The sequence below is a fragment of the Patulibacter medicamentivorans genome, from assembly GCF_000240225.1.
GTDB lineage: Bacteria > Actinomycetota > Thermoleophilia > Solirubrobacterales > Solirubrobacteraceae > Patulibacter > Patulibacter medicamentivorans.
Genome location: NZ_AGUD01000108.1, coordinates 1 through 19337 on the forward strand (window position 1 = coordinate 1; position 19337 = coordinate 19337).

Consider the following 19337-nt stretch of genomic DNA (forward strand, 5'->3'; position numbering starts at 1 on the left):
GGGCGTGCCCGGCCCGGCCGGCAGCGGGCTGACGATCAACGTCAGCATCGTCCTCGGCCGCGGTGGCCGCACGAGCGGCGGCCGGGCCGTGGTCCGCCGCGGCGGCGCCGCGACGGTCCACGTCGGCCTGCGCAACGCCGGCCGCGCCGCGGTCAGCGGGGCGAAGCTGCGGATCCAGCTGCCCGCGGCGCTCACCGGCCGCGCGCGGACGGTCCGCGCCTCGGTCGCCCGGATCGCCAGCCGCGCCTCGCGCACGGTCCGAGTGCCGGTCCGCGTCGGCAGCACCGCGCGGCGCGGCGTCCACCGGATCCCCGTCCGGATCACGGTCGACGGCCGCAGCGTCACCCGGACGCTGAAGGTCACCGTCCGCTAGCAGCCGGCGGACCGTCGGATCGCCTTCTCACGCCGGCCCACGGCGCGAGAAGGCGATCGGCCGCCGTCAGGGCGCAGGATCGCGATCTCGCCCGCCGGCCGGGTGCGAGACGGCGATCGGCCGCCGTCAGGGCGCGGGATCGCGATCTCGCCCGCCGGCCGGGTGCGAGACGGCGATCGTCCGGCCTCGGCCGCGACGCGACACGGCCCGCCTTCGCCGGCCGCCGCCCCGCCCGCCGCCGCCCACCCAACCGCCGCGACGCGCCGCCCGCTCAAGCGCCGCCCGCTCAGGCGCCGATCGCGTCGACTCGCAGGTTGCGGGCGCCGCGCGGGGTCTGGACGACCACCACGTCGCCGATCTTGCGGCCCATGACCGCGCCGGCGACCGGCGACTCGATCGACAGCTTGCCGGCGGAGACGTCCGCCTCGGCCGCGCCGACCAGCGTCCAGGTCTGGCTCTTGCCGCTGTCGGTGTCGACCAGGGTCACGGTCGACCCGAAGCCGACGACGCTGGCGTCGGTCGAGACCTCGGTCACGACCGCGTTGCGGCGGCGCTCGGCGAGGATCGCGATCCGCGTCTCGAGGTGCGCCTGATCGTCCTTGGCCTGGTGGTACTCGGCGTTCTCCTTGAGGTCGCCGAGCTCGCGCGCACGCTGGATCCGGGCGGCGATGTCGCGCCTGGCCGGTCCCTCCAACTCGGCCAGCTCGGCCTTCAGGGCCTCGAGCCCCTCGGGACTGATCGACTCGCCTGCGGTACTCATCACACCACCGTAACGTGGTCGTGACCGCGCCGCTCGGCGGGCCGGCTCAGGCCGCCTCGCGCAGCGGCAGCGGGTGCTCGCGGAGGATCGTGTAGAGCGTCGACCGCTCGGCGGCCGGGCGACCGGCGGCGTGGGCGGCCGCGATCAGCTCCGGCGGGTCCAGCCGCACGCCGTGGTGCGAGCCGGCCAGCCGCGAGATGTTCTCCTCCATCAGCGTCCCGCCGAGGTCGTTGACGCCCCAGCGCAGCGACTCGGTGGCCGCGTCCAGGCCCATCTTGACCCACGACGCCTGCAGGTTCGGGACCGTCCGGCCGAGCGCCAGCCGGAAGACCGCGGTGTGGCGCAGGTTGTCCTCGGCCGAGATCTCCTGGACCCCGTGGGTGCGCCCGAGCCGGGTCTGGAAGGGGATGAACGACAGCGGCACGAACTCGGTGATCCCGCCGGTCCGCTCCTGGACCCCGCGCACGACCCGCATGTGGCGCGCCAGCTCCCACGGCTCCTCGATGTGGCCGAACATCACCGTCGAGGTCGAGCGGACGCCGGCCCGGTGGGCGGCCTCGATCACCTCGACCCAGCGCTGCGCCGGCAGCTTGTTCGGCGAGATCCGCTGGCGGACGCCGTCGTCCAGGACCTCGGCCGCGGTGCCCGGCGTCGACCCCAGGCCGGCGTCGCGCAGCTGCGCGAACAGCTCGCTCAGCGGCAGCCCCGAGATCGTCGCCATGTGGTCGATCTCCATCGGGCTGTAGGCGTGCAGGTGCAGGTCGACGCCGTGGCTGCGCCCCGCCGCCTTGGCCCGCCGCAGCCACGTCAGGTAGTCCTCCAGCGTCCAGTCCGGGTGGATGCCCGACTGGATGCACAGCTCCGAGGCGCCGTAGTCGACCGCCTCGGCCACCCGCCGCGCGAACTCGGCCTCGTCGATGTCGTAGGCGTCCGGCGAGCGCTTCGACTGGCCGAAGCCGCAGAACGCGCAGCCGACGGTGCAGACGTTCGAGATGTTGATGTTGCGGTTGACGACGAAGGTGACCGTGTCGCCCGCCAGCTCGCCGCGCAGCTCGTCGGCGGCGCTGCGGATCTCCTCGACGGCGACCGGATCCTGCTCGACGAAGAGGGCCGTCAGCTCCTGCTCGCTCAGCGCCACGCCGTCGCGCGCCTTGGCGACCGCCGGCGCGACCAGGTCGCGGTCGATCACGAACGGCGCCTCGCCGCGGCCGCTCGTGCCGCGCGGGATGAAGGTCCAGTACTTGACCGTGATCGTGTCGAGCACCGCACGGTCGATCCACTGCTCGTCGATGTACTTGCCATAGACGCACAGCCGCTCGCTGAGCGCGACGCCCTGCGGCTTCAGCTGGTCGCGGACCTGGTTGGGCGACGGGAACGGGTGCTCGGGCGAGATGTGGTCGCCGTTGGCGCTCAGGCCGCCGAGGTCGGTCGCGCCGGCGGCGACCAGCCGCGGCCACCAGTCGGCCAGGTTCGGCGGGATCTGGATCCCGACGTCGGGCATCAGCTCGCGGGTCGCGCGGACCAGGACCTCCATGTCCTCGACCGTGACCGGGCAGGCCCAGTCGGGCAGGTCCAGGTGCGGCGAGCCCTCCCAGCCGCCACCGTCCTGCGCGATCCCCGTCCGCCAGTAGTCGCGAGCCGCCTGGTCGGCGATCGCGCCGACGTCGCGGCCGTAGTAGCGCTCGTGCGGCACGAAGTTCTGGAGGATCACCTCCTGCAGGTGCCCGTGGCGCGCGTGGACCTCGGCCAGCGCCTCGAGCGACTGGATCCGCTCCTCGGGCGTCTCGCCGATCCCGACCAGGATCCCCGAGGTGAAGGGGATCCGCAGCTCGCCGGCGGCCTCGATCGTGGCCAGCCGGCGGGCGGGGTGCTTCGACGGCGATCCGGCGTGGACCGTGTCCATCAGCCGCTCGCTGATCGACTCCAGCATCACGCCCTGCGACGCCGTCACGTGCCGCAGCCGCGCCAGGTCGTCCTTCGAGACCGCGCCGAGGTTGGTGTGCGGCAGCAGGCCGCGCTCGAGCGCCCGCTCGCCCGCCCAGACCACATAGGCGACGAAGTCCTCGAAGCCCCAGGCGTTCAGCTGCGCCATCACCTCGGGGTGGGAGTCCGGCTCCTCCCCCGTCAGGATCAGCAGCTCCTTGGCGCGGCGCTTGACGGCCTCGTCCAGGATCGCCTCGACCTCGGACCGGTCGTGGAGGTGGAACTTCCTGGTCGCGAACGCGCAGTACTTGCAGACCGAGCTGCAGGTCCGCGACAGCGACAGGGTGTGGTTCCGCGAGAACGTGACGCGCCGGCTCATCCCGCGATGAGTCTACGAACCAGCGCCGCCGGCCCCGTCCCAGCGGGCCTTGCGACCACCCGGACGGCTGGAGGCATCGCCAACGGGCGGCCGGCGCCGGCCGCCCCGACCGTCCCGACGCCGGACGCGCGAGCACGCGACCATGACGTGCATGTCTGGATCGCAGGACCCTCGCTGCCCGGCCACCCGCGACGCTCGCCCGCTCCGCCGGCGATGGTCGAGGATGGCGATCCGGCCGATCGCGCTCCTGGCGAGCGCGGCGCTGCTGGCGGGCTGCGGGGGATCGGGCGGAGACGACGCCACCACGGCGACGACCGGGACGGCGCCGGTCAAGCGGACCGCGCTCGCCCTGACCCTCGACTTCGCCCCCAACGCGGTCCACGCCGGGCTCTACCTGGCCCGGCAGCGCGGGCTCTACCGCGACGGCGGGATCGACCTCACGATCAACGTCCCCGGCTCCGGCGCCGACGGGACCAGGCTGCTCGCCGCGGGTCGCAGCGACCTGGCGATCATGGACATCCACGACCTCGCGATCGCACGCGAGAAGGGCGCCGACCTGGTCGCCGTCGGGGCCATCGTCCAGCGCCCCCTGGCGTCGCTGATCGCCGCCCCCGGCGTCTCCCGGCCGCGCGCGCTGGAGGGCCGCCGCGTCGGCGTCACCGGCCTGCCGAGCGACGACGCCGCCGTCGACCAGATCGTCCGCGGCGACGGCGGCGACCCGCGCAAGGTCCGCCGGGTGACGATCGGCTTCGAGGCGGTTCCCGCGGTCCTCGGCGGCCGGGTCGCCGCGGCGACCGCGTTCTGGAACGCCGAGGGCGTCGCCGTCAAGGCGCGCCGCCCGAAGGCCCGGATCTTCCGGCTCGACGAGTTCGGCGCGCCCCGCTACCCCGAGCTGCTGCTGGTGTCGACGTCGAAGCTGCTGGCGCGCCGGGGCGACGTGATCCAGCGGTTCCTCGCCGCCACCGCCGCGGGCTACCAGGCGGCCGCGACGACGCCGACCGCCCAGAGCCAGATCGTGATCGACGCGCTCCAGAAGGGCTCGGGCGACAAGACGATCGACCCCTCGACGACGGCGGACCAACTGAAGGCCGTCACCCCCACGTTCCTCGACCGCGAGGGCCGCGCGCTGGCGATCGACCGCGCGGCGATGGCCCGCTGGGCGCGGTGGGAGGCCCACGTCGGGATCACGAAGCGCGCGCCCGACGTGGCGAAGCTGATCTGGAAGGACGCCCCGGGAGGCTGAGGCGGGCGCGGGTCAGTGGGCCCGCAGGCGGCGGAACTCGTCGCGCGCCGTCTCGCCGCGGCCCCACATCGGCTCGACTTCGGCGCGGCCGACGCGGACGTCGCGCACGACCAGCTCGCCGTCGAGCCCGGCCTGGTCGAGCAGCGTCAGGGCGCTCTCGACCGCGGTCGGCGCGGCGGCGTGCCCGAACCGGTGCGCGACGAGGATCCGCCAGTGCCAGTCGTGCCGCGAGTACGGCTGGGCGTTGCAGGTCGTCGTCACGTAGGTCGCGGCCTCGACGTAGCGATCCTCGTCGGCGATCCGCAGATCGAGCGTGAGGTCGGTCCAGTCGTCGGGCAGCGAGTCCAGGACGCGCTTGAAGGTCTCCGCGAGCGCCATCTCCCGGGAAGATAGCGGCCGACCCTGGATGGCTGGCTCCGCGGTCCCGCGACGGCCGGCGATCCAGCCCCGTGCCAGCGGGGCGCCGATCGGACCGCGCTACATTCGGTCGGCATGAGCGATCCGCCGCAGCGACCGGTCGTCGCGCCCGTCCCATCGGCCCCCCGCGCCGCGGTCGACGACGCCACGCTCGAGCGCGCCCACCACGTCCTCACCGAGGGCGCCGGCGTGCTCGACCGCTCGGCGGCGGGCAAGCTCGCGCTGACCGGCGGCGAGGCCGCGTCGTTCCTGACCGGCCAGGTCACCGCCGACGTCGAGGCGCTCGAGCCCGGGCACGGGACCTACGCGGCGCTGCTGACGCCGAAGGGCAAGATCGTCTGCGACCTGCGGATCCTCGCCGGCGACGACGAGCTGTTCCTGATCTGCGAGCGGAGCGGCCTGCAGTCGCTCTTCGACCACCTCCGCCGGCATCTGATCGGCTTCGACGCCGAGCTGCACAAGCGGACCCTCCAGCGCTCGCTGCTGTCGCTGATCGGCCCGCGCTCGTCGGCGATCCTCGGCGACGCCGCCGACGCGCTCGGGGAGGCCGAGCACGACCACGTGATCGCCGAGCTGGACGGCCGCACCGTCGAGCTGGTCCGCACCGACGGCGGCGTCGACGTCCTCTGCCCGGCCGAGGACGGCGCCGCAATCCTGGCCGCGCTCGAGGCGCGCGGCGCGACCCGGGTGCCCGAGGACGCCGCCGAGGTCGTCCGCGTCGAGTCCGGCCGCCCGCGCCTCGGCCACGAGATGGACGACGCGGTGATGCCCGCCGAGGTCGGGATCGTCGACCGCGCGGTCAGCTTCACCAAGGGCTGCTACGTCGGCCAGGAGACCGTCGCCCGGCTGCACTGGCGCGGCCGGCCGAACCGCCACCTGCGCGGCCTGCGGCTGGAGCGCGAGGTCCCGGCCGGGACGGTGCTGGTGTCCGACGGGCGCGAGATCGGCCGGGTGACGACCAGCGTCCGCTCGCCCGTCGACGGCCCGATCGCGCTGGCCCTGGTGCGCCGCGAGGTCGAGCCCGGGGACGCCGTCACCCTGCGCCCGGCCGACGGCACGCCGACCACCGCCCGGGTCGTCGCGCTGCCGTTCGAGCGACGCCGCTCCCGCCCGCCCCATCAGGTCCCGCCCGTCGGATAGGGTCGCGGTACCGACCTCGGGTAGGGTTGCGGGCCGATCGCTCGTAGGCTCGCTCGAGCGACCTGACTGGGGAGTCCGGGAAGAGATGCACGTGGCGCGCAGATCAATCGTGGTGCTGACAGCGGGACTGTCCGTCGTCGGCCTGACGGCCTGCGGCCGGATCGATCCCAAGGACAAGCCGAGCGGATCGCGGCCACCGGCCCAGATCATGCTCAGCGCCGCGATCACCGACCGCGGCGTCGACATCTCGCCCGCGCGCGTCGGCGGCGGCCCGGTCCGGATCGTCATCAGCAACCAGACCAAGCGCAACCTCCGCACGACCCTCGTCGGCGCCTCCGGCGAGGACCGCCGCGGCACCAACGCGATCGCCCCCGGCCAGGTCGCCGCGATCCAGGCGACCCTGCGCGAGGGCTCCACCTACCGCCTGCGAACCGCCGGCGCCAACCCGGTCCGTCCCGCGGTCCTGCGGGTCGGCAACCAGCGCAAGAGCTCCGACGACGAGCTGCTGCTGCCGTAGCCCAAGCGCCTCGCCGCCCTCGGCGGACGGTGCTGGCGCTACGCCGGGTAGGCTTCCCGGCCGCACCGAACGACCGAACGGACGAGGCGCTTTCAGATGGCAGTCGACCTGACCCAGATCCACGCCGTGGACACCGCCCCCGGCGAGCTCCCGACGAAGATGGCCGCGTGGGTGATCCGCGAGGACCGCCTCGGCGAGCCGAAGGACGCGATCCAGCTCGAGGAGGTCGACGTCCCCGAGCCCGGCCCGTTCGAGGTCATCGTCCGCGTGATGGCCGCGGGCGTGAACTTCAACAACGTCTGGGCGGCGCTCGGCAAGCCGGTCTCCGTCTTCAAGTACGGCGACCACCCCGAGTTCGGCCACCACATCGGCGGCTCGGACGCGTCGGGCGTCGTCTGGAAGGTCGGCGAGGGCGTCACCCGCTGGAAGGCCGGCGACGAGGTCGTCGTCCACTGCAACCAGGCCTCCTACGAGGACGTCGAGGTCCACGGCCTCGACCCGCTCGCCGCGCCCTCGCAGCGGATCTGGGCCTACGAGACGACCTGGGGCAGCTTCGCCCAGTTCTGCAAGGTCCAGGCGCAGCAGCTGCTGCCCAAGCCCAGGCACCTCAGCTGGGCCGAGGCGGCCTCCTACGGCCTGACCTACTTCACGGCCTACCGGATGCTGCTGGACCAGGCCAAGATCCAGGCCGGCGACAAGGTCCTCGTCTGGGGCGCCGCCGGCGGCCTGGGCGTCTTCGCGCTGCAGCTGGCCAAGGCGGCCGGGGCCGAGTCGGTCGGCGTCGTCTCCTCGGACGAGAAGGGCGAGCTGGTCAAGCAGCTCGGCGCCCGCGACTACATCAACCGCGCCGAGTTCGCGGGCATGATGCGCAAGGGCGGCGAGTCGCCGGAGGAGGAGAAGGAGCGCTTCCTCGTCTCGCGCGCGTTCTCCAAGCGGGTCGCCGAGATCCTCGACGGCGCGCCCGACATCGTCTTCGAGCACGTCGGCCAGGCCACGTTCCCGACCTCGGTGCTGACGGTCAAGCCGTTCGGCAAGGTCGTGATCTGCGGCGCGACGTCGGGCTACAACCTCGACTTCGACGTCCGCTACCTGTGGATGAAGCAGAAGGAGATCATCGGCTCGCACTTCGCCAACGCCTGGGAGGCGACGCGCGCGAACGCCCTGATCACCGAGGGCAAGATCAAGCCGGTGCTCTGGAAGACCCTCGAGTTCGACCAGGTCGCCGAGGCCCACCAGCTGCTGCGCGACAACAAGCACCTGGGCAAGATCGCGATCCTGGTCGGCGCCACCGACGAGGACCAGGGCCGCGACGGCGAGAGCCCCAACGGCGCTGGCGCGATCCGCGCGGAAGTGGGAGCCTGACCGCCATGGCGATCGCGATCCACCTCCCCTACTACGCCACGAGCCTGCGCCACGACCAGCTGGCCGAGGCGCTCGAGGCGCTCACGCCGGAGCTGCTGCGGCTCGGCGCGCTCGAGGTGCGGGTCGACCGCTCCAAGGACGACGCCTACCGCTTCCGCCAGGTGATCCACGTGGCCTCCAAGGCCGACTGGCCGCGGATCTGGAACAGCGAGCCGTTCGTCGCCTTCCGGACCACGAAGATCTCCTGGTACCAGAAGCCGCTGGCGTACGAGATGTACGAGACGATCTCGGCCGGCACCGCGCCGGGCGTCGTCGACGTCCTGGCCGAGGACCCCTACGCGTCCCCGGCCGACGCGGTCGTCGCCGGTTCCGCGAGCGCCTAGCGTCCGCTCCACCCGCTGGCTCCGACGGCCCGCCTCGGCGGGCCGTCGTCGTTCCCGGGGCCGCGCGGAGGCGCCGGCGGTGGCGTCGGCCGTCGACGCCCTCCGGCCCCGGGCGGGCCGGGACCGGGAGCGGTCGGGCGCCGGGACCGGGAGCGGTCGGGCGCCGCCGTGACCATGCGGTGAAGGCCGTTGATCTCGTCCGGCCGGCGTGATGGGCTTCCGGCGTACGCCCGACCCCCGGCGAGCGTCCGTCCAGCCCGATGTCCCTCCTCCGATCCCTGTCCGTCCTCGCGCTGCTGCTCGGCCTGGCGCTCCCGCTGAGCGCCTGCGGTGACGGCGGTGGAGCGACGACCTCCGACCAGCGCCCAGCGACGACGACCGCCCCCGCCGGCGGCACTGGCGGCGGACCGGGCACGGCCGGCGACGGCGCGACCCGATCCCCCGTCCCCCGCGGCGCCGAGGGCCTGGACGCGATCGCCGTCGGCGACCTGCCGCCCGAGGGCCAGGCGACGCTGCGGCTGATCGCGGCGGGCGGGCCGTTCCCCTACCGCCAGGACGGCGTCACGTTCCAGAACCGCGAGCGGATCCTGCCGGCCCGCGGCGGCGGCTACTACCGCGAGTACACGGTCCGGACCCCGGGCAGCCCGACCCGCGGCGCCCGCCGGATCGTCGTCGGCCGGCAGCCGATCGAGCGCTACTACACGGCCGACCACTACGCGAGCTTCCGCCTGATCGTCGGGCCGGAGCACCCCTGAGAGGAGCACGATGGAGACCCTGGTCATCGACCTCGACGGCGTCCGCGACCGCGGCGCGCTGATGCGGGCCTTCGCCCGCGACCTGCCCGCGCCGGAGTACTTCGGGGCCAACTGGGACGCGCTCGCCGACGTCCTGCGCGACCTCTCCTGGCGCCCCGCCGACGGCTACCGGATCGAGATCCGCGGCGCCGGTCCGCTGACGGTCGCCGATCCGCGGACCTGGGAGATCCTGCGCGAGATCCTCGACGAGGCCCGCGCCTTCTGGTCCGCGCACGACGTCGCGTTCGACGTCGCGATCGGCTGAGGCCGGTTGGACGGGCGGGCCGCGCGAGCTGCGGGCCGTGGTTGGGCGGCCGACCGCCCTGGCCGAGGCTGCGCGGCCAGGCCGGGCGACTGGGCCGGGGGCCCGCGACCGCCGGCCGGGCCGAGCGGCGTGGTCGGGGCTGCGACCGGGCGGCTGGGCCGGATGCCGTCGTTGGGCGGCTGGGCTGGCGGCCGGGCGCCTGGGCCGAGTGCCGCGCGACGCCGGCGGGCAGGCCGGGGCGAACGGCAGGCCGGGGGCAAACGTCACCTGCCGAGCGTGGCCCGTTGGCCCGAGTGACGAAGCCCGTCGCCCACGGCGGCGAACGTCACACGGCGGCCGAGCAGCAAGGGGTGCGCGACATTCACCCCCCGAGGCGCTTCCGCTGGGCTCCTCCGGCGTCCCGCGCTCAGCGCACCATCGGCACTCCGCCGCGCCCCAACTCGGCCATCGGCCCCCGCCGCGCCCCGAGCCCCAGCGCGTGTCTCCGGCGCCCCGCCACGCCCAGGCGGCCGGCGCCCGCCCTCGGCGCCCCGCGGGACCGCCGAGAGTCGCCGGTTCAGGCCTGCTCGAGCGGCGCCATGGTGAGCCCCGCGTCGCGCAGCTGCTCCCAGTAGTGCTCGGCCAGCTCCTTGTGGCCGGTCCAGACGACCGCCAGGCCCGCCTGGTGGATCCGGTCGGCGAGCCGGAAGCCCGCGTCGACGTTGACCCCCGGGATCACCCGCGCAAGGGTGGTGGCCACGTGGTCGAACGTGTTGTGGTCGTCGTTGCGGACGATCACGTTCCACGCGCCACCCAGTCCGGTACCCGGATCGGCGGCCCGCGTCTGCTCGATGGTCTGACTCACGGCGGTGCAGGGTAGTGGCTGTGCGGCGCCTCACGCGCGCAGGCTCCCGAGGGTATCCGCTGGGCGCTGGGCCGCAACCCCTGATCTTCGGGCGTCGGTTCGTCGTCTCGCCCGCCGCCCGGACTCGAGACCGCGATCCGACGTACGGGAGCCGTCGAAGCGCCGCCTCGCCGGCCGAGACGCGCGAGATGACGCTTCGAGGGCCCCGCCACCCGCCGGACGCGCCGCTCGCCGCCCGCCCGCCGGACGCGCCACCCGCCGGACGCGCGCCTCGCCACCCGCCACCCGCCGCCCACCCGCCGGACGCGCGCCTCGCCACCAGTCCCCGCCTCCGTCCTTGACCCCGCACGGCTCCCGCTCCAAGCTGGTCGGCCGATGAGCGAGACCGAGGCCCACGTCCATCGCTACCCGGCCACGACCCGCTGGAGCGGCTCGACCGGCGTCGGCTACGCGGACTACGACCGGACCCACCGGGTCGACTGCCCGCCGGTCGCGCAGACGCTGACGCTCAGCAGCGACCCGGCGTTCCTCGGCGCGCCCGACGAACTGGATCCCGAGCGGCTGCTGGTCGCCGCCGCCAGCTCGTGCCAGCTGCTGAGCTTCCTGGCGGTCGCCGCCCGCGCCCGGATCGACGTGATCGCCTACGTCGACGACGCCCTCGCCGAGATGCCCGACGACGGCCGCCCGATGGCGATCGAGCGGATCACGCTGCGGCCGACGGTCACGATCCGCGGCCAGGCGAGCGAGGAGCGGCTGCGCAAGCTGACCGACCTCGCCCACCGCGAGTGCTTCATCGCCAACAGCCTCCGGAGCGCGATGGCGATCGAGCCGACGTTCGTGTTCGTCGACTGAGCCCGGATCCGCCGCGACGCGACCCGCGGACCGGCGGATCGCGCCCGAGCGCGGCTCAGCGCTCGACGCCGGCCTGCTCGGCGACCTGGCGCCAGTAGCGGTCGAGCCCGGCCCACAGCCCCTCGAACGGCCCGGCCGCGTAGTAGGTCGGCAGGCCCTCCTCGCCGGCGTGCTCGAGGACCCACTCGCGGATCCAGGCGGCCATCCCCTCGGCGTCCGTGCTGCGGGCGGCGCGGGCGAAGACGTCGAGCGCCTCGTGCATCCCGGCGATCTGCTCGTCGACGTCGCCGACCGTGACGCCAAAGTGCATGTAGGCCAGCGCCGTCGGCTTCCAGGCGGCGACGGTGTCGAGCGACGCGTGCCAGAGCGGCGGGACGATGTCCGGCGGCGGCGTCGGCGGCAGCGCGGGACCGCCGTCGATCCGGATCCCGGTCACGTCGCCGGTGAACGCGACGCCGCTGTCCTCGTGGAGGTAGCAGACGTGGTGCTGGGCGTGGCCGGGCGTGTAGGCCACCCGCCAGGGGCCGATCTTCTCGCCGCCGCTGAGGATCCGCAGGTTCTTCTCGGGGATCGGGACGACCCGGCCCCAGAGCATGTCGAAGGCCTCGCCGAAGACGCCGCGGGCGCTCTTGACCAGTCGCGTCGGGTCGATCAGGTGCTTGGCGCCGCGCTCGTGGACCCAGACCTCGATGTCGGGGTAGCGCTCGACCAGGGCGCCGGCGGCACCGGCGTGGTCGAAGTGGATGTGGGTCAGGAGGACCTTGTCCGGCACGTCGTCGCCGAGCCCGTCCAGCAGCCGCCGCATGCCGCTCTCCGGCCCCGGGTCGACGACCACGCCGTCGAACCAGTGCGCCCCGAGGGCCTTCTCGTGGCCCAGGTGGTGCAGATCGATCGTGCGCGGCAGGTCGGAGCTCACCGGGCGGACCCTAACGATTCGGCGTCGCCCGCCCGCGCGCGGGCGAGACCCTGGAGGCCGCGATAGGCGGACGTCCACCTATCGCGGCGGCCGCCCTCCGGGCGGTCGGCGGGGCCGGCGCGCCGGCGTCGCTCGCGCCCGCGCCACCCGTTCGGGTGGCCGGCCTTAGAATCCCTTGAATGAGCAGCCCGCGCCTGCCGCAGCCCGACCGTCCGTGGATGATGCGGACCTACGCCGGCCACTCGACGGCCAAGGCCTCCAACGAGCTGTACCGGAGCAACCTGGCGAAGGGCCAGACGGGCCTGTCGGTGGCCTTCGACCTGCCGACCCAGACCGGCTACGACCCCGACGACGAGCTCGCCCGCGGCGAGGTCGGCAAGGTCGGCGTGCCGGTCAGCCACATCGGCGACATGCGGACGCTGATGGACGGCATCCCGCTGGGCACGATGAACACCTCGATGACGATCAACGCGGTCGCGTCGTGGATGCTCTCGCTCTACATCGTCGCCGCCGAGGAGCAGGGCGCCGAGCAGGCCCAGCTCTCGGGCACGACCCAGAACGACATCATCAAGGAGTTCCTGGCGCGCGGCACCTACGCGTTCCCGCCCGGGCCCTCGATGCGGCTGATCGCGGACATGATCGCCTACACGGTCGAGCACGTCCCGAAGTGGAACCCGATCAACATCTGCAGCTACCACCTGCAGGAGGCGGGCGCGACGCCGGTCCAGGAGATCGCCTACGCGATGTCGAACGCGATCGCGGTCCTCGACGCGGCGGCCGAGAAGGTCGACGCGTCGGTGATGCCGAAGGTCTTCAGCCGGATCAGCTTCTTCGTCAACGCCGGCGTCCGCTTCATCGAGGAGCACGCCAAGCTGCGCGCCATGAGCGTGCTCTGGGAGGAGCTCGGCCGGACCCGCTACGGGATCACCGACGAGAAGGCGCTGCGGTTCCGCTACGGCGTCCAGGTCAACTCCCTGGGGCTCACCGAGGCCCAGCCCGAGAACAACGTCCAGCGGATCGTGCTCGAGGCGCTGGCCGTCACGCTCGGCCGCAACGCCCGCGCCCGCGCCCTCCAGCTGCCGGCGTGGAACGAGGCCCTCGGCCTGCCGCGCGCGTGGGACCAGCAGTGGGCGCTGCGGATCCAGCAGATCCTGGCCTACGAGACCGACCTCCTGGAGTACCCCGACATCTTCGAGGGCTCGAAGGTGATGGAGGGCCTGGTCGACGAGCTGCTCGACGGCGCCCGCAAGGAGATGGCCGTCGTCGCCGAGCACGGCGGCGCCGTCCAGGCCGTCGACTACATGAAGAGCGCGCTGGTCGAGAGCCACCGCGAGCGGATCGCCCGGATCGAGTCGGGCGAGCAGATCGTGGTCGGGATCAACAAGTACCAGGAGACGGAGCCCTCGCCGCTGACGGCGGCCGGCGACGGCGGGATCATGACCGTCGACCACGCCGTCGAGCAGCAGGCGATCGACGCGATCAGGATCTGGCGCTCCGAGCGCGACCAGGCCCGCGCCGATGCCGCGCTGGCCGAGGTCGCCCGGGTCGCGAAGAGCGACGAGAACATCATGCCGGCGTCGATCGAGGCCGCCCGCGCCGGCGTCACCACCGGCGAGTGGGCCCGCACGCTGCGCGAGGCCTTCGGCGAGTTCCGTGCCCCGACCGGCGTCGGCGAGGCCGCCGCGACCGGCGTCCAGAGCGACGCGGTCAACGAGGTCCGCGCCGAGGTCGAGCGGGTCAGCGAGGCGCTCGGCCGCCGGATCAAGATCCTGGTCGGCAAGCCGGGCCTCGACGGCCACTCCAACGGCGCCGAGCAGATCGCCGTCCGCGCCCGCGACGTCGGCATGGACGTGGTCTACGAGGGCATCCGCCTGACGCCGTCCCAGATCGCCCAGAGCGCCCTGCAGGAGGGCGTCCACGTGATCGGCCTGTCGATCCTCTCGGGCAGCCACCGGGAGCTGATCCCGGCCGTGATCGACACGCTGCGGGAGCGCGGCGTCGACGTCCCGGTCGTGGTCGGCGGGATCATCCCCGAGGCCGACGTGCGGCCGCTGGAGGACGCCGGCGTGGCCGGGGTCTACACCCCGAAGGACTTCGACATCAGCGTCATCATGCGCGACATCGTGCGGCTGGTCGCCGAGGCCAACGGCGTCTCCGCGGCCGCCGGCCTGCCGCCCCACGCCGGCGGCGCGGTCGAGGCCGCGCAGCACGCCTGAGGGCAGCGGCCCCGGGCCGGACCGCCTGTGACGTTCCGGTCGCGCCGCGTCCGGAACGTCGCCCTCGGGCATGGGCGCGGCCCCCCGGCCGCGGCTACGCCGCCCGCTCCTCCGCCGCCTGCTCCTCGGCCAGCGTCGGGTAGTCGACGTAGCCCTCGGGCCCGTCGCTGTAGAACAGCTTCGAGTTGGCGTCGGTGACCGGGGCGCCGCTGCCCCAGCGCTCCAGCAGGTCGGGGTTGCCGATCCATGCGCGCCCGACCGCGACGGCGTCGGCGCGGTCGTCGGCCACGATCGAGATCGCCTCGTCGCGGTCGGTGCGGACCGCGAAGCCGCTGTTGAGGACGAACGGCGCGCCGTAGCGCTCGCGCAGCTCGGCGATCAGGGGCCGATCGAGCTCGCTGAGGGCGTGGACGTAGGCCAGGCCGAGCGGCGCCAGGGCGTCGGCCAGCGCGCGATGGGTGTCGCCGCCGTCGGACTCGACGGTCTCGTGGGCACCGTGGCCGGGCGAGATCCGCAGGCCGGTGCGATCGGCGCCGACCGCGGCGGCGACCGCCTCGACGACCTCGACCACGAGCCGGGCGCGGTTCTCCGGCGTGCCGCCGTAGGCGTCGTCGCGGTGGTTGATGCCGTCGGCCAGGAACTGCTCCAGCAGGTAGCCGTTGGCCCCGTGGACCTCGACCCCGTCGAACCCGGCGTCGATCGCCCGCCGCGCCCCGTCGACGTAGCCGGCCACGATCCCCGGCAGCTCGTCGAGCCGCAGCGCCCGCGGCGTCGGGATCGTCGCCTTGGCCTGGGTGTCGGTGAAGATCGTCAGCCGCTCGAACGGGGTCGCGGACGCGCTGACCAGCTCCTGGCCTGTCGTCTCGGGGTGCGAGACCCGGCCGCTGTGCCAGAGCTGGGCCACGATCCGCCCGCCCGCCGCGTGGACGGCGTCGGTGACGGCACGCCAGCCGTCGCGGTGGGCGTCGGTCGCCAGGCCCGGCGTGCGCGGGTACGGCTTGCCCTGCTGCACCACCCAGGTCGCCTCCGAGACGATCAGCCCGGCCGACGCGCGCTGCACGTAGTAGCGGGCCATCAGGGCGTTCGGCGTGCCGTCGGCGTCGGCGCGGTTGCGGGTCAGCGGCGCCATCCACAGCCGGTTGGGCACGTCGATCGCCCCCACGGTCAGCGGCTGGCGAAGGGCGTCGAAACGGTCGGCGGTCACGGGCGCTCCGGGGGTCGGCTCGGGGGGGTGTCGGGGGCCGGCGGCCGCGGGAATCCCGCGGCCGCGCGAGCGGAGCGACACGATCGCACACGGGTTCGGGCGTCCCGTGGCGACGGGCGATCGGCCCGCCCCCGGCGGTCAGGCCGCGAACCGCACCACCCGCCGCTCGGGATCGGCCTCGCGCACGGTCACCTGGATCTCGCTGCCGAGCGTCAGGCCATCGCCGGTCGTCCGCCCCTGGATCGCGGGATCGCGCAGCTGGACCAGGGCGCCGCGGTCGTCGACGTCGACCACGACCCCGGTGAACCGCTCGCCGACGCGGTCGGCCAGCAGCAGCGCCTCGACCAGGTCGATCGCCCCGCGCTCCAGCGCCCCGGCGCGGCGGCCGGCGGCCGCCATCGCCTCGCTCGCCGGCGCCAGGGCCGCCCCCACCCAGCCCGGGACCGGCCGACCGGCGGCGTGGGCGAGCAGCGCCTCGTTCGCGACCCGGTCGCAGAGCCGGCGGATCGGCGCCGTCACGTGGGCGTACGGCGCGGCGATCGCCGCATGGCCCGGATCGGCCGGCGGCGTCCCGTCGAAGGCGGTGTAGCCGGCGCCGCGCAGGGTCCGCGCGCACTGGGTCAGGAGCGCGCCGCCGACCGCGGTCGCCGGGTCGAGCGCGCGCACGAACTCGGGGTAGCTGCGTCCGCTCGGCCAGTCGACCCCGAGCGCCGCCGCACTGCGGCGCAGGCGCTCCAGGGCGGCCGGCTCCGGCGCCGGCAGCGTCCGCAGCAGGCCGCTGCCGCCGGCGAGCATGATCCGCGCCGCCTCGATCCCGCACAGCAGCGAGATCTGGGCGTTCCAGTCCTCGACCGGCAGCGGCGCGGCGTAGCGCAGCTCGTAGCCGCCGTCAGCGGCCACGACCTCCTGCTGGGGATGGGTCAGGCTGATCCCGCCGCGCTCGCGCTCCAACGCCAGCCGGGCCTCGCCGACCGCGCGCAGGGCCGACAGGGCGGGCGACCCGTCGCCGGCCTCGATCAGCTGCTGCGCCTGCTCGTACGAGAGCTGCCGGCGTGAGCGGACGATCGCCCGCTCGACCGCGGTCGCCGTCGGGATCCCGGTCGGGTCGAGGTCGATCGTCCACAGCACCGCCGGGCGCGCGCCGTCGGGCAGCAGGCTGGCCGCGGCGGTCCCGATCGGGTCCGGGTGCAGCGGCCGCCGGCCATCGGGCGCGTAGTGGGTGACGCCGCGCCGGTGGACCTCGGCGTCGAGCGGCCCGTCGGGAGCGACGAACTGCGCCAGGTCGGCGATCGCGTAGGAGACCCGGAAGCCGCCGTCCCGGGCCGTGACGGACAGCGCCTGGTCGAGGTCGGTCGAGCCCTCGGGGTCGACGGTCACCAGCTCGACGTCGGTCCGGTCGACGCGCGGCGGCGCGCTCGCGAACGGCGGCAGCGCCGACGGCGGCGTGGCGGCCGCCCGGTCGGCCGCGGCCTCCGCCTCGGCGGGGAACGCGTCGGGCACCTCCAGCTCCCGCCGCAGCCGATCGAGCCCGGCCCGCACGCGGGCGTCGTCGGCGATCAGGCGGGGCGGTCGCAGGCGCACGCGCTGGACGCTATCCGCCCGTGCCGTGCCGAGGGCCGCATCCGGCCGATCCCGACGCGTCGCGGCGGGTCGCCCGCCGAGCCGCGCCGTCGCCGCCCTACGATGCCCGGGATGGACGACGACCTGGGAGCCACGCTCGCCGCCCGCCTGCGCGCCGGTGACCTGGCGGCCGCTCCCGCCGTCCTCAACCTGGTCGAGACGCGGACGCCGGCGGCCCAGGCCCAGACCGCGCTGCTGCTCGACGGGCTCTCCCCCGCCGCGCTCGGCCACGAGCCGCCGGGGCACGTGGTCGGCGTCACCGGCCCGCCCGGCGCCGGCAAGTCGACGCTGCTGAGCGAGCTGGTGCGCTCCTATCGCCGCCTCGGCCGCTCGGTCGCGGTGCTCGCGGTCGATCCGTCGAGCCGCCGCACCGGCGGGTCGCTGCTCGGCGACCGCGCGCGGATCCACGTCGATCCGAACGACGCATCGGTCTTCATCCGCTCGACCGCGGCGGGCGACCGGCTCGGCGGGCTGGCGTGGGCCACCCGCGCCGCCGCGCAGGCGCTGTCGGCCGCCTTCGACGTGGTGATCGTCGAGACGGTCGGCGTCGGCCAGTCGGAGACCGACGTCGCCGACGTCGCCGACACCGTGATGGTGATCGTCCAGCCCGGCTCCGGCGACGCGCTGCAGTTCCTGAAGAGCGGGATCATGGAGATCCCCGACGTGCTGGTGGTCACCAAGGCCGACCTCGGCCGGATCGCTGAGCGGGCGAAGGCCGACGTGCGGTCGGCGCTGCGCTCGATCGGGGATCGCAGCACGAAGGTCGTCGCGGTCAGCTCGCTGCCGCCGGCGACCGGCTTCGACGACCTGATCGAGGTCCTCGACGCCCACCGGGCGCGGGCCGACGTCGCGAGCTCCCGCCGCGATGCCCGGCGCCGGACCGCGATCGACGACTTCCGGCTCGAGCACGGCGAGCGAGCGCTGCGGGCGCTGGGCGGCCGGCAGGCCGCGCTGCGCGCGTTGGCCGCGACGCGCGATGATCTGGCGGTGCCGATCCTCGTGCAGCAGCTCGAGCGCGCCGCCGGCCTCTCCGGCGCCGACCGCGACCCGACCGAGGCAGGGCGATGAGCCCCGCGGCCAAGCGCCCCGCCGGCGACCCGCGCAAGCAGGCCCCCAAGCCGCCGCCCGAGGCCGTCCAGCGCCTGACCGACGCCGACGCCCAGCTGCCGGAGAGCCGCCCGCTCGCGCAGAACGCCGCGATCGTCGTCGGCGCGTTCGCCGTCGTCAGCCTGATCGCCGAGCTGGCCGGCGCGGCCAACCTGGGGACCGCCCTGAGCTTCGGCCAGATCGGGTTCGCGATCGCCCTGGTCTACGTCCTGATCCGCCGCTGACCCCCGACGGGTCCTCGGTGGCGCGACCACGGCCGGCGATCGGTAGCGTGGCCCGCGTGTTCGGTCGTCGCGCCCTCCCCATCCTGCTGTCCGCCGCCGCGCTCCTCGGCACCACCTCGACCGCCGTCGCGTCCGACGCCGGCATCCGCGACGTGGTCAAGAAGAACGAGAAGCCGCTGAACGACGCCCAGGCCAAGCTGGCCGTGTCGCTGGCGAAGCTGACCAAGCCGAAGGCCGGCACGCCGGGCCTGAAGGCCGCCACCCGCGACATCCACGCGCTGCGCAAGCGGATCGCCACCTACAGCCGGGCGCTCACCGCCCAGGACGCGGACGGCCCCTCCACCAGCGTCCCGCAGGACTCCCTGCTCGCCGGCCTCCGCGACCTGCGGATCGGCTACACCTCGGTCGAGACCGCGCTGAAGCGCCTGACGGTGCCGGCCAAGAAGCTGCCGAAGACCAAGAGCGGCGCCACCAAGCTCTACAAGGCGATCGAGGCCGACGTGAAGAAGGGCTTCCAGCGGGTCATCAGCGGCGCGTCGAAGGTCCAGGTCGCGACCGACGCCCTGCTCGGCCGCAAGGCCCCCACGCCGCCCGCGCCCGAGCCCGCCCCGCCGACGCCCGAGCCCGCGCCGCCGGCCCCGACCGCCTGATCCGGGCGCGACGGGCGGCCCCGGTCGCCCCTCAGCGACGCCGGATCTGCGCGCCCGCCGGCGAGCGCCGCGAATCGAGGCGGCCGGCCACGGTCGGGGTGCAGAAGATCGTCGATTCGACGATCGCGGTGGAACGAGAACGCGATCG

General features: G+C 74.7%; 19 protein-coding genes and 1 pseudogene. 13 read left to right on the forward strand and 7 right to left on the reverse strand.

The window, feature by feature from the left end; translation table 11 throughout:
- A pseudogene (locus tag PAI11_RS27000) lies at window positions 1-373 on the forward strand (hypothetical protein); the annotation flags it as partial.
- Window positions 374-659: 286 nt separating this feature from the next.
- On the opposite strand, the gene greA reads toward PAI11_RS27000, so the two are convergent.
- Together greA and cofH are read right to left on the reverse strand one after the other, a co-directional pair.
- On the reverse strand, window positions 660-1133 hold the full coding sequence (greA, locus tag PAI11_RS09070) for a transcription elongation factor GreA (protein WP_007573384.1): 474 nt from the start codon (window positions 1131-1133) through the stop codon (window positions 660-662).
- Window positions 1134-1179: 46 nt separating this feature from the next.
- Window positions 1180-3435 carry a 5-amino-6-(D-ribitylamino)uracil--L-tyrosine 4-hydroxyphenyl transferase CofH gene (cofH, locus tag PAI11_RS09075; RefSeq protein ID WP_007573385.1) on the reverse strand — a complete coding sequence of 752 codons (2256 nt, stop codon included), beginning with the start codon at window positions 3433-3435 and terminating at the stop codon, window positions 1180-1182.
- Window positions 3436-3658: 223 nt separating this feature from the next.
- Between cofH and PAI11_RS09080 the strand changes: the two genes are divergently transcribed.
- Window positions 3659-4678 carry an ABC transporter substrate-binding protein gene (locus tag PAI11_RS09080; RefSeq protein WP_007573387.1) on the forward strand — a complete coding sequence of 340 codons (1020 nt, stop codon included), beginning with the start codon at window positions 3659-3661 and terminating at the stop codon, window positions 4676-4678.
- Window positions 4679-4690: 12 nt separating this feature from the next.
- On the opposite strand, the gene PAI11_RS09085 is transcribed toward PAI11_RS09080, so the two are convergent.
- The gene (locus PAI11_RS09085) at window positions 4691-5056 is read right to left on the reverse strand and encodes a hypothetical protein (RefSeq protein ID WP_007573389.1); all 366 of its coding nucleotides are present in this window, start codon (window positions 5054-5056) and stop codon (window positions 4691-4693) included.
- Window positions 5057-5170: 114 nt separating this feature from the next.
- Here PAI11_RS09085 and ygfZ point away from each other — a divergent pair, with 114 nt between their 5' ends.
- The 6 genes from ygfZ (at window position 5171) to PAI11_RS09115 (ending at window position 9556) form a co-directional block, all read left to right on the forward strand.
- Window positions 5171-6235: a CAF17-like 4Fe-4S cluster assembly/insertion protein YgfZ gene (ygfZ, locus tag PAI11_RS09090; RefSeq protein ID WP_007573390.1), complete on the forward strand. Its 1065-nt coding sequence runs from the start codon at window positions 5171-5173 to the stop codon at window positions 6233-6235.
- A gap of 91 nt (window positions 6236-6326) precedes the next feature.
- Window positions 6327-6752, forward strand: a complete 426-nt coding sequence (locus tag PAI11_RS09095) for a hypothetical protein (RefSeq protein WP_138974195.1) — start codon at window positions 6327-6329, stop codon at window positions 6750-6752.
- Between the two features lie 96 nt (window positions 6753-6848).
- Entirely contained in the window at window positions 6849-8114 is a 1266-nt protein-coding gene (gene ccrA / locus PAI11_RS09100) for a crotonyl-CoA carboxylase/reductase (protein ID WP_007573395.1), read from the forward strand.
- A gap of 5 nt (window positions 8115-8119) precedes the next feature.
- Window positions 8120-8497, forward strand: a complete 378-nt coding sequence (locus tag PAI11_RS09105; RefSeq protein WP_007573397.1) for a hypothetical protein — start codon at window positions 8120-8122, stop codon at window positions 8495-8497.
- A gap of 260 nt (window positions 8498-8757) precedes the next feature.
- The gene (locus tag PAI11_RS27790; RefSeq protein ID WP_007573399.1) at window positions 8758-9252 is read left to right on the forward strand and encodes a guanyl-specific ribonuclease; all 495 of its coding nucleotides are present in this window, start codon (window positions 8758-8760) and stop codon (window positions 9250-9252) included.
- Between the two features lie 10 nt (window positions 9253-9262).
- A complete protein-coding gene (locus PAI11_RS09115; protein ID WP_007573402.1) occupies window positions 9263-9556 on the forward strand; it encodes a barstar family protein in 294 nt (97 codons plus the stop codon).
- Between the two features lie 556 nt (window positions 9557-10112).
- On the opposite strand, the gene PAI11_RS09120 is transcribed toward PAI11_RS09115, so the two are convergent.
- Complete coding sequence (locus PAI11_RS09120; protein WP_007573404.1) at window positions 10113-10400, reverse strand: ATP-dependent Clp protease adaptor ClpS; 288 nt, start codon at window positions 10398-10400, stop codon at window positions 10113-10115.
- A gap of 375 nt (window positions 10401-10775) precedes the next feature.
- Between PAI11_RS09120 and PAI11_RS09125 the strand changes: the two genes are divergently transcribed.
- Window positions 10776-11252: an OsmC family protein gene (locus PAI11_RS09125; protein WP_007573406.1), complete on the forward strand. Its 477-nt coding sequence runs from the start codon at window positions 10776-10778 to the stop codon at window positions 11250-11252.
- 55 nt (window positions 11253-11307) lie between these two features.
- On the opposite strand, the gene PAI11_RS09130 is transcribed toward PAI11_RS09125, so the two are convergent.
- The gene (locus tag PAI11_RS09130) at window positions 11308-12168 is read right to left on the reverse strand and encodes an MBL fold metallo-hydrolase (RefSeq protein WP_007573408.1); all 861 of its coding nucleotides are present in this window, start codon (window positions 12166-12168) and stop codon (window positions 11308-11310) included.
- A 179-nt stretch (window positions 12169-12347) separates the two neighbouring features.
- Between PAI11_RS09130 and PAI11_RS09135 the strand changes: the two genes are divergently transcribed.
- Window positions 12348-14384 carry a methylmalonyl-CoA mutase family protein gene (locus PAI11_RS09135; RefSeq protein WP_050897175.1) on the forward strand — a complete coding sequence of 679 codons (2037 nt, stop codon included), beginning with the start codon at window positions 12348-12350 and terminating at the stop codon, window positions 14382-14384.
- A 94-nt stretch (window positions 14385-14478) separates the two neighbouring features.
- Here the strand turns inward: PAI11_RS09135 and PAI11_RS09140 are convergent, their stop codons facing one another.
- Both PAI11_RS09140 and PAI11_RS09145 read right to left on the reverse strand, forming a co-directional pair.
- Window positions 14479-15588: an alkene reductase gene (locus PAI11_RS09140; protein ID WP_007573414.1), complete on the reverse strand. Its 1110-nt coding sequence runs from the start codon at window positions 15586-15588 to the stop codon at window positions 14479-14481.
- 138 nt (window positions 15589-15726) lie between these two features.
- Window positions 15727-17169 (reverse strand): RNB domain-containing ribonuclease, encoded by a 1443-nt coding sequence (locus PAI11_RS09145; protein WP_007573416.1) that lies wholly within the window; start codon window positions 17167-17169, stop codon window positions 15727-15729.
- A 111-nt stretch (window positions 17170-17280) separates the two neighbouring features.
- Here PAI11_RS09145 and PAI11_RS09150 point away from each other — a divergent pair, with 111 nt between their 5' ends.
- The 3 genes from PAI11_RS09150 to PAI11_RS09160 are packed head-to-tail and all read left to right on the forward strand — an operon-like array spanning window position 17281 to window position 19189.
- Window positions 17281-18276, forward strand: a complete 996-nt coding sequence (locus tag PAI11_RS09150) for an ArgK/MeaB family GTPase (RefSeq protein WP_007573418.1) — start codon at window positions 17281-17283, stop codon at window positions 18274-18276.
- Entirely contained in the window at window positions 18273-18539 is a 267-nt protein-coding gene (locus tag PAI11_RS09155) for a hypothetical protein (RefSeq protein WP_007573420.1), read from the forward strand. Before PAI11_RS09150 ends, PAI11_RS09155 begins: the two co-directional genes overlap by 4 nt.
- 56 nt (window positions 18540-18595) lie before the next feature.
- Window positions 18596-19189 (forward strand): hypothetical protein, encoded by a 594-nt coding sequence (locus PAI11_RS09160; RefSeq protein ID WP_007573422.1) that lies wholly within the window; start codon window positions 18596-18598, stop codon window positions 19187-19189.
- The last annotated feature ends 148 nt before the right edge of the window (window positions 19190-19337 follow it).